The sequence below is a fragment of the Nostoc sp. CCY0012 genome, assembly GCF_963920855.1.
Lineage (GTDB): Bacteria > Cyanobacteriota > Cyanobacteriia > Cyanobacteriales > Nostocaceae > Cyanocohniella.
Genome location: NZ_CAWUDM010000082.1, coordinates 18887 through 27084, shown reverse-complemented (window position 1 = coordinate 27084; position 8198 = coordinate 18887). Strand labels below are relative to the sequence as shown.

General features: G+C 43.5%; 10 protein-coding genes. All 10 read left to right on the top strand.

Annotation, left to right across the window (positions count from 1 at the left end):
• Positions 1–568: 568 nt before the first annotated feature.
• Positions 569–2293: a SulP family inorganic anion transporter gene (locus tag ACM0OS_RS20745; RefSeq protein WP_414545092.1), complete on the top strand. Its 1725-nt coding sequence runs from the start codon at positions 569–571 to the stop codon at positions 2291–2293.
• A 190-nt stretch (positions 2294–2483) separates the two neighbouring features.
• Positions 2484–3872 (top strand): cation:proton antiporter, encoded by a 1389-nt coding sequence (locus ACM0OS_RS20740; protein WP_414545091.1) that lies wholly within the window; start codon positions 2484–2486, stop codon positions 3870–3872.
• A 147-nt stretch (positions 3873–4019) separates the two neighbouring features.
• Positions 4020–4169, top strand: a complete 150-nt coding sequence (locus ACM0OS_RS20735) for a hypothetical protein (protein WP_414545090.1) — start codon at positions 4020–4022, stop codon at positions 4167–4169.
• A gap of 108 nt (positions 4170–4277) precedes the next feature.
• The gene (locus tag ACM0OS_RS20730) at positions 4278–4613 is read left to right on the top strand and encodes a cation:proton antiporter subunit C (protein WP_414545089.1); all 336 of its coding nucleotides are present in this window, start codon (positions 4278–4280) and stop codon (positions 4611–4613) included.
• Positions 4610–6037, top strand: coding sequence for a cation:proton antiporter (locus tag ACM0OS_RS20725; protein ID WP_414545088.1), 1428 nt, complete (start codon positions 4610–4612; stop codon positions 6035–6037). The genes ACM0OS_RS20730 and ACM0OS_RS20725 overlap by 4 nt, the downstream gene beginning before the upstream one ends.
• Complete coding sequence (locus ACM0OS_RS20720; protein ID WP_414545087.1) at positions 6034–6423, top strand: Na+/H+ antiporter subunit E; 390 nt, start codon at positions 6034–6036, stop codon at positions 6421–6423. Before ACM0OS_RS20725 ends, ACM0OS_RS20720 begins: the two co-directional genes overlap by 4 nt.
• Entirely contained in the window at positions 6420–6671 is a 252-nt protein-coding gene (locus tag ACM0OS_RS20715; RefSeq protein ID WP_414545086.1) for a hypothetical protein, read from the top strand. Before ACM0OS_RS20720 ends, ACM0OS_RS20715 begins: the two co-directional genes overlap by 4 nt.
• Positions 6668–6946: a monovalent cation/H(+) antiporter subunit G gene (locus tag ACM0OS_RS20710; protein WP_414545085.1), complete on the top strand. Its 279-nt coding sequence runs from the start codon at positions 6668–6670 to the stop codon at positions 6944–6946. Before ACM0OS_RS20715 ends, ACM0OS_RS20710 begins: the two co-directional genes overlap by 4 nt.
• Positions 6939–7505: a DUF4040 domain-containing protein gene (locus tag ACM0OS_RS20705; RefSeq protein WP_414545084.1), complete on the top strand. Its 567-nt coding sequence runs from the start codon at positions 6939–6941 to the stop codon at positions 7503–7505. The genes ACM0OS_RS20710 and ACM0OS_RS20705 overlap by 8 nt, the downstream gene beginning before the upstream one ends.
• Positions 7502–8164, top strand: coding sequence for a Na(+)/H(+) antiporter subunit B (locus ACM0OS_RS20700; RefSeq protein WP_414545083.1), 663 nt, complete (start codon positions 7502–7504; stop codon positions 8162–8164). Before ACM0OS_RS20705 ends, ACM0OS_RS20700 begins: the two co-directional genes overlap by 4 nt.
• Positions 8165–8198: the final 34 nt, after the last annotated feature.

Sequence of the window (8198 nt, the reverse complement as noted above, 5' to 3'; positions counted from 1 at the left end):
CCTACTCCCTACTCCCTACTCCCTACTCCCTACTCCCTACTCCCTACTCCCTATTCCCTACTCCCAGCCTACGCAAGTCAGTTCAATAATCAAAGCGGATCACTATAGGTAACTTTAGTAATTATTAGCTTAATTTTTATTTATATGTTCTGGTAAAAAGAATATAACTATAGGAGGATGCATGAGTTTTACTTATAATATAAGTTATTACAGCCGAATTTACTGAAATGCATAACCTTTTATCTATGAAAGCAATTTAATATTTATTTAATATTAAGGCTTGTAAATGAACAAAATAGACGTATAAGGCTGTAAGCTATTCTTAATCGCCTGAGGGGACGATAAATAAAACTTGCAATCTATGTAAGTTTTTCTTAGTTAAATTTTGAACTGTCTTTGATCGAAGCCTGATCTATGGAAATGCGTATTTAGCATCTCCCCACGTAGAAAGGCATTATAATTTGCTGCTTTGCAAAGAATTAAGGTTTTCTTTGCCGATTTTTTCATGCTCATAAAACATGAAACTTAAAAATCAAAATTTTACTGTTTTTAGAACCACAACCCCAGTATGTCATTAACTAATACCATCCATTTTAGAAACTTACGAGGCGATTTATTCGGTGGTTTAACTGCTGCGATCGTTTCTTTACCCCTAGCGTTGGCATTCGGTGTCGCCTCTGGTGCTGGGCCTGCTGCTGGTCTCTATGGTGCAGTTTGCGTCGGCTTTTTCGCCGCTTTATTTGGTGGGACACCAACCCTGATTTCTGAACCTACCGGGCCGATGACCGTAGTCATGACTGCCATTGTCAGTTCCATGATTGCTAGTAACCCAGAAAACGGCTTGGCAATGGCATTTACAGTAGTTATGCTGGCTGGGGTATTTCAAATCTTGTTGGGAATATTCAAGCTGGGTAAATATATTACTCTCATGCCCTACAGCGTGATTTCCGGTTTCATGTCTGGGATTGGAATCATCCTGGTATTGCTGCAAATTGCTCCTTTTCTGGGACAGTCCAGTCCTAAAGGTGGTGTATTGGGAACGGTGCAAAGTTTACCCCAGCTGTTCGCCAATATGAATCCTGTGGAAACGGCTTTGGGAGCGATGACCTTGGCAATTATTTTCTTCATGCCATCTAAACTCAAGCGCCTTGTACCACCACAATTAGTAGCATTAGTATTAGTAACAATAGTTTCCCTGGTATTTTTCGGGAATGTTGACATCAGACGGATTGGCGAAATCCCAATGGGATTGCCAACATTGCAAATACCTACCTTTAATACATCTCAAATCATTGTAATGCTCGTTGATGCAGCAATGTTAGGGATGTTGGGTTGTATTGATACCTTGTTAACAGCAGTTATTGCAGATAGTTTGACTCGTACTGAACACAAGTCCGATAAGGAATTAATTGGTCAAGGTATTGGTAACTTAGCATCTGGTTTATGTGGTGGACTCCCTGGTGCTGGTGCAACGATGGGAACGGTAGTTAATATCCAGACTGGTGCGAGAACTGCTGTATCTGGTTTGACTCGTGCTTTGATTTTACTGGTTGTAGTTTTGTGGGCAGCTGGTTTAACTCAACCTATCCCAATGGCAGTATTGGCTGGTATTGCTCTCAAAGTGGGGATTGACATTCTCGACTGGAGCTTTTTAAAACGCGCTCATAAGGTATCCCTGAAGGGTGCGCTGATTATGTACGGTGTCATGTTCTTAACCGTATTCGTTGACTTGATTGTTGCTGTCGGCGTGGGTGTTTTCATTGCCAACATCTTAACTATCGAACGTCTTTCTCGGCTACAAGCTCAGGATGTGAAGACGATTACCGATGCGGATGATGCCATTGTCTTGAACGAACAAGAGAAGCAATTACTTGATCAAGCTAACGGACGGGTGCTGTTATTCTACCTGAGTGGGCCGATGATCTTTGGCGTTTCCAAAGCGATCGCTCGTGAACATTCAGCAATGGCAGACTCTGATGTACTGATTTTAGACCTCAGCGATGTCCCCATGTTAGGTGTGACAGCTTCTTTAGCAATTGAAAATGCTATCCAAGATGCTTATGAGCAAGGTCGTCAAATATTAATTGTTGGTGCAGGTGGCAAAGTTAAACGGCGCTTAGAAAAATTTGGCATTGAAAAATTCGTACCTTCACATCATTTCTTTATGAATCGTTCAGAGGCAATTAAGCAAGCTTTAGCTTTAGTTAATCCTGCTTTTGTCGGCAATGTTGCTACTACTAGTGACTATGGCTCCACAGCCAGTGACCCTGATAACTACGGATATCAAACTTAATTAAACCGGGTAGGCATAGCAAAAGTCAAAAGTCAAAATTTAAATGCTTGCTGTGACCGGGTTTAGGAATTTTTTTATGTCCTAACTACCTTGTCAGTTGCTGTAACTACCCACCATTTCACTATTACTTTTGTATTTCTCCAAGGACTTAATTTAACCGCAAAATTCATCAACACAATAGACAGATAACATGATTTTCTCAGAATTAATAGTTAACTTAGTGTGGCAGAATCCTTTACTCGCAACGACAAACGAAGCCGAAAATGCCCCAATTGTCTTAGCTGGTGTATTACTCAGTTTAATAGTCATTTATCTTGCCAGTAAAATTGGTGGTGAGTTGTCTAAAATGATCGACTTGCCTCCCGTTTTAGGTGAGTTACTTGGTGGTGTAGTCGTAGGTGCTTCGGCACTAAATTTGGTTGTCTTTTCTGAAAGTGGTGCAGCTGCTTCAGACTCCATCATTATGACAATCCTGCAATTTATTAACGACATCAGTCCCGAAGCAGTCACATCAATTTTTCAAAGCCAGAGTGAAATCATTTCCGTTCTCGCTGAACTAGGTGTGATTATTCTGTTATTTGAAATTGGGCTAGAATCAGACTTAAAAGAATTGCAGAAAGTCGGTTCACAAGCGGTAGTTGTTGCTTGTGTGGGGGTGGCTGTTCCTTTTGCGGCTGGTACTACAGGATTGATGTTGCTATTTCATGTCCCAGTAATTCCAGCCATTTTTGCTGGTGCGGCACTGACAGCTACTAGTATTGGTATTACCTCCAAAGTTTTGTCAGAAATTGGGCAATTAAAATCTCGTGAAGGCCAAATTATTGTCGGTGCAGCAGTCATTGATGACATTTTAGGCATCATTGTATTGGCAGTAGTTGCGAGTCTTGCTAAAACTGGTGAGATTGATATTCTCAACGTAATTTATCTGATTGTCAGCGCTACAGTCTTTCTCATTGGTGCAATTTTATTAGGCAAATATTTCAATCAGACTTTTGTGGCCATTGCTAATAAATTGCAAACACGAGGAAACTTAATTATCCCGGCTTTAATCTTTGCCTTCTTCATGGCTTTTCTGGGTAATGCCATTCATTTAGAAGCTATTTTAGGTGCATTTGCGGCTGGCCTAGTTTTGGATGAAACAGATAAACGCAAAGAACTAGATGAGCAGGTTAAACCCATCGCGGATATTTTAGTTCCAGTTTTCTTTGTGACAGTGGGAGCGAAAGTTGATTTAGGAGTTCTGAATCCTTTCATTCCCGAAAATCGTGAAGGATTAATTATTGCTACTTTCTTAATTGTGATAGCAATTATTGGTAAAATTGTCACAGGTTGGTCAGTTTTTGGCCAAGACGGAATTAATCGGTTAGCGGTTGGTGCAGGGATGATTCCCCGTGGCGAAGTTGGGTTAGTGTTTGCGGGGATTGGTGCAGCTAGTGGTACTCTTGATAAACCGTTACAAGCTGCAATCATTATTATGGTGATTTTGACAACCTTCTTAGCACCGCCTTTATTACGGTTTGCATTTAAACAATCGCCAGCAGAAAAAGAATCTTTAGAGGAAGTCAATTTAATCGGCTAGTACCGCTACGCAGAAATCAAAAAAAGCCAGTGCGTTGGGTGGGTTCCCCGACTTGTAGCAACTGGCGTTCAAAAGTCAAAAAGTTGATTATCCCTTTTCTATGACTCTGGAGAGAAAAAAATAAATGTAGGTTGGGGAGCCATTTGCATGGGCGGGTTTCCCGACTTGAGCAAAGTGGCGTTAGAACGTAGTGAAACACAACAATCCCAAGATTTTTGGGTGTTGGGTGGCGCTGTGCTTAACCTAACCTACGCCTTGATCAAAGCCTTGAAAAATAAGGGGTTTAGATTTTTTTAAGGGCGATAGTGATTCAAGAGGGTTATGTAGGCTTTTTGATTTTTGACTAATCTGTTTATTTACATCGTGCTTTACTAATTTTATCCCACTACCCAACAGGCAATTCTCGTGTTAGAAGCATGTATATTTGCAACAATATTGTGCGGTTTTTTCGGTATCATCCTGAAAAAGAACCTGGTGATGAAGATCATCTCTATGGATGTGATGAGTACAGGCGTTATCGCCTATTACGTGCTGATTGCATCACGAGATGGCTTATTCACACCAATTGTTGCCAACGTCGAAAATCGTGCTTACTCCGATCCGGTTCCCCAGGCGGTTATATTGACGGCGATTGTGATCGGATTTTCCATTCAGGCCTTAATGCTGGTAGGGGTAATGAAACTGGCGCGGGATAATCCCACCTTGGAAAGCGACGAAATCGAGAAGAACAATACGCCATGAGTACTATTACCATCGCCTGGATTGCACTACCGTTTTTTTTAGGGTTTGTCATTTATCTGCTTCCCAAATTTGACCGATACCTCGCACTTTGCGTGGCTTGTGTTTCAGTTGGATATGCGTTGCAGGTTTTTTTTAACCAGTCGCCGCTAACATTGGGGTTACTGGATAATTTCGGCGTCACATTAGTGATTGATCAGTTGAGCGCCTACTTTATATTGACAAATGCGTTAGTCACAACGGCTGTCATCCTCTACTGTTGGCACACTGATAAGACAGCTTTCTTTTATACCCAAGCCATTATTTTACATGGCAGCGTCAATGCCGCATTTATCTGTGCGGATTTCATCAGTTTATACGTGGCGTTGGAGGTCATCGGTATTGCCGCGTTTCTCTTGATTGCCTATCAGCGAACCGATCGCTCGATTTGGGTGGCCTTGCGCTATATGTTTGTTAGCAACACAGCTATGCTGTTTTATCTGGTGGGTGCGGTGTTGGTCTATCAGGCCAATCATTCCTTTGCTTTTGCCGGGTTAAGCAAAGCACCAACCGAGGCGATCGCTCTCATATTTCTAGGCCTCTTGACAAAAGGGGGAATTTTTGTATCAGGCTTGTGGTTGCCATTAACTCACTCCGAATCGGAAACGCCAGTGTCGGCCATGCTGTCGGGAGTTGTGGTCAAAACTGGTGTCTTTCCTTTGGTGCGCTGCGCTTTGATGGTGCCGGAGATTGATCCCATTGTCAGGATATTTGGAGTGGGGACAGCGCTGCTGGGAGTGGTTTATGCTCTCTTTGAAAAGGATACCAAGCGGATGCTGGCATTAAGTACTGTTTCCCAGTTAGGCTGGATTCTCGCTGCACCGGGCGTAGGCGGCTTTTATGCCCTGGCCCACGGACTGGTCAAATCGGCGCTGTTCCTGATGGCAGGTAACTTACCGAGCCGCAACTTCCAGGAATTGCAAGATAAGCCGATGAATACCACCATCTGGATTCCTCTAGTCATGGCCAGCCTATCGATTTCTGGTTTTCCCTTGTTCGTCGGCTTTGGTGCCAAGATATTGACGCTGAAGAATGTACTTCCTTGGCAAGTTATTTTAATGAATATTGGGGCTGTGGGAACTGCGATGGTTTATGCCAAATTCATCTTTCTGCCCCACGGAAAAGGAAAGAATGTCAGACCCGGTTTATGGCCACCGATAATCTTATTACTCGCTGCCCTCATTACTGCAAACGGGCTGTATTTTGAGGCATATACTTTTGCAAATATGACAAAAGCACTAGTCATCATCGGCGTTGGCTGGTTGGCGTATTTTTTGATTGTTCAACGATTAGTAGTCACTTTGCCGCGTGTATTTGAGCAATTTGAGCATCTGATTGGGATGATGAGTTTGATATTGCTGCTACTGTTGGGGATGATATTGGCATGATTGGGCATTTAAATCTGATATTACGACTGACCATTTGGTTTTTGCTCACTGCCGATTTCAGTGTGGCAAATATCATCATTGGTGTCAGCATCGCCCTCTTATTGCCGGGTCGTCAGAAAGTCCCGGAAGCATTAAGGGATTGGCTGCGTGTGCTGGGTGAGGTAATTGTTGCCATTCCCCAGGCGTATATTGAGGCGTTTGAAATCATCTTCCGTCCCCATAAGCACGAAGATGTGATCATGGAACGAGTCAAACCTCAACGTACACCTGGACTCATATTCCTAGATATCTTCCTGATTACCTTTACCCCCAAAACGATTGTTTTGAAATACCACGAACAGGGGTTGTATGAAGTACACCGGGTGAGACGGAGGAGGAAAGCGTGAATCTGATATTGTTTGCCATGATTTTAGCCCTACTCATACCCATGTATGAAGCTTGGCAAGATGATGATATTTGGCAAAAAATGTTGGCTTTTGCCAGTATTGCCACCAAAACATCAATTATGATCTTAATCGTATCTGTCATCCGTGATGATTGGATGATTGGTGTTGTCGGGATCATCATCCTCAGTGTGGGTAATGCCGGATTAATGTTGTTGGCACATCTACTTAAACGCATGATTGACTTATGATTGACTTTTTGAGTTATACCTGCTTATGCTTGGGTCTGTTCTTCTGGTTTTGGGGAACTTTTCCCCTACTCGGTCAGCGGTCGGTATTATTCAAGCTGCATAGTCTTTCAGTTGCAGATACCCTGGGATCGATGAGTATCATTTTTGGGCTGCTGCTGAAGATACCCAGTGAATGGCCGCTACTCATTCTCGGCATCATCTCTTTGGCTATCTGGAATACAGTGCTGGGTTATGTTTTGGCATATTGTTCTAGTCCCAATGATCGCCATGAATGATAATACTTATGTATATATAATCACCGCATTGTTGCCGTTGTCCGCGTTAATGCTGGTAATTCAGGTTAATCCATACAATGCCTTGGTAGTTCAGGGAATACTGGGCGCTGTGGCGGCCTTGGTATTTGCAGTTTTGGGGGCGGCGGATGTGGCTTTAACCCAAGCATTAATGGGGACTTTGCTGGCGATTACTCTGTATGCGATCGCAGTGCGTTCATCTATGGTCATGCGTCTGGGCGTACTCCAAAACGAGTCGAGTCAGATAGATGGGCCATTAATGAATGAACTCCGAACCATTATGGGCAAATACTATCTGCGTCTTGAGCTAGTCCTGTATATAGATTCCCAGGACTTACAACGAGCGCTGATAGATAAAGAAATCCATGCCACCTTTGTTCGACAGGGGCGATCGCCACACGATGACCCAGACCACGCGCCAGTCTATCACACCGCAACCAGGGTGCGACGCCTCTATGAAATCATGCAAGCGGAACTTTCGTCACCAGCCACAATCCTTACCTACGTAGATACACTAGAGTCAAAGGAAGTAAATGTATGAAATGGGTCTACATGGCCGCAGGGATAGCACTGTGCCTCATATTCCTCATCAAGCCCAATCCGGCACCGGACTTAGTGGATATCTCTATTGTCGAGTCCATTGTCCAAGATAGTGGGGTACCCAATGCAGTTACGGGTATCATTCTCAGAAATCGTCTGTATGACACTATTTTTGAAGTAGTAGTATTTACGATTGCGGTTATGGGTGTGCGGTTTCTGCTGGCTGATGAAAGACCGTTCTGCATTATTTATCAGTTTACAGATGAACCATCAGTTGTGCTGGCGCGTCTGGGAGCAACTATTGCCTCATTGGTAGGCATTGAACTGGCGATTAGGGGTCATCTGAGTCCAGGCGGTGGCTTTGCAGCTGGGGTGGCGGGTGGTACGGCCATCGGACTGATTGCGATTACCTCATCATCGGAGTGGATGCAAGGAATCTACCAGCGCTGGAACGCCGCTAGATGGGAAAAGGTTTCGGTGTTGATTTTCATTGTACTCGCAGTGATAACTATGGCAGGATTTGAGTTACCCCACGGAGAGTTGGGCGCACTTGTCAGTGGCGGAGTGATCCCTTTGCTGAATATCTTAGTTGCAGTCAAGGTGGCGTTGGGGTCGTGGTCGGTGATGTTAGTTTTTATTCATTATCGGGGATTGTTGTAACTGTTTAAATTTTCCACTTTCTTTTAACGTGAGG

What these genes read in the sequence shown, in the direction of transcription:
- ACM0OS_RS20735 (WP_414545090.1), top strand. Translation starts at nt 4,020, where the DNA reads ATGGGCGGGTTTCCCGACTTGAGCAAAGTGGCGTTAGAACGTAGTGAA.
- ACM0OS_RS20710 (WP_414545085.1), top strand. Translation starts at nt 6,668, where the DNA reads ATGATTGACTTTTTGAGTTATACCTGCTTATGCTTGGGTCTGTTCTTC.
- ACM0OS_RS20705 (WP_414545084.1), top strand. Translation starts at nt 6,939, where the DNA reads ATGAATGATAATACTTATGTATATATAATCACCGCATTGTTGCCGTTG.
- ACM0OS_RS20740 (WP_414545091.1), top strand. Translation starts at nt 2,484, where the DNA reads ATGATTTTCTCAGAATTAATAGTTAACTTAGTGTGGCAGAATCCTTTA.
- ACM0OS_RS20720 (WP_414545087.1), top strand. Translation starts at nt 6,034, where the DNA reads ATGATTGGGCATTTAAATCTGATATTACGACTGACCATTTGGTTTTTG.
- ACM0OS_RS20725 (WP_414545088.1), top strand. Translation starts at nt 4,610, where the DNA reads ATGAGTACTATTACCATCGCCTGGATTGCACTACCGTTTTTTTTAGGG.
- ACM0OS_RS20745 (WP_414545092.1), top strand. Translation starts at nt 569, where the DNA reads ATGTCATTAACTAATACCATCCATTTTAGAAACTTACGAGGCGATTTA.
- ACM0OS_RS20700 (WP_414545083.1), top strand. Translation starts at nt 7,502, where the DNA reads ATGAAATGGGTCTACATGGCCGCAGGGATAGCACTGTGCCTCATATTC.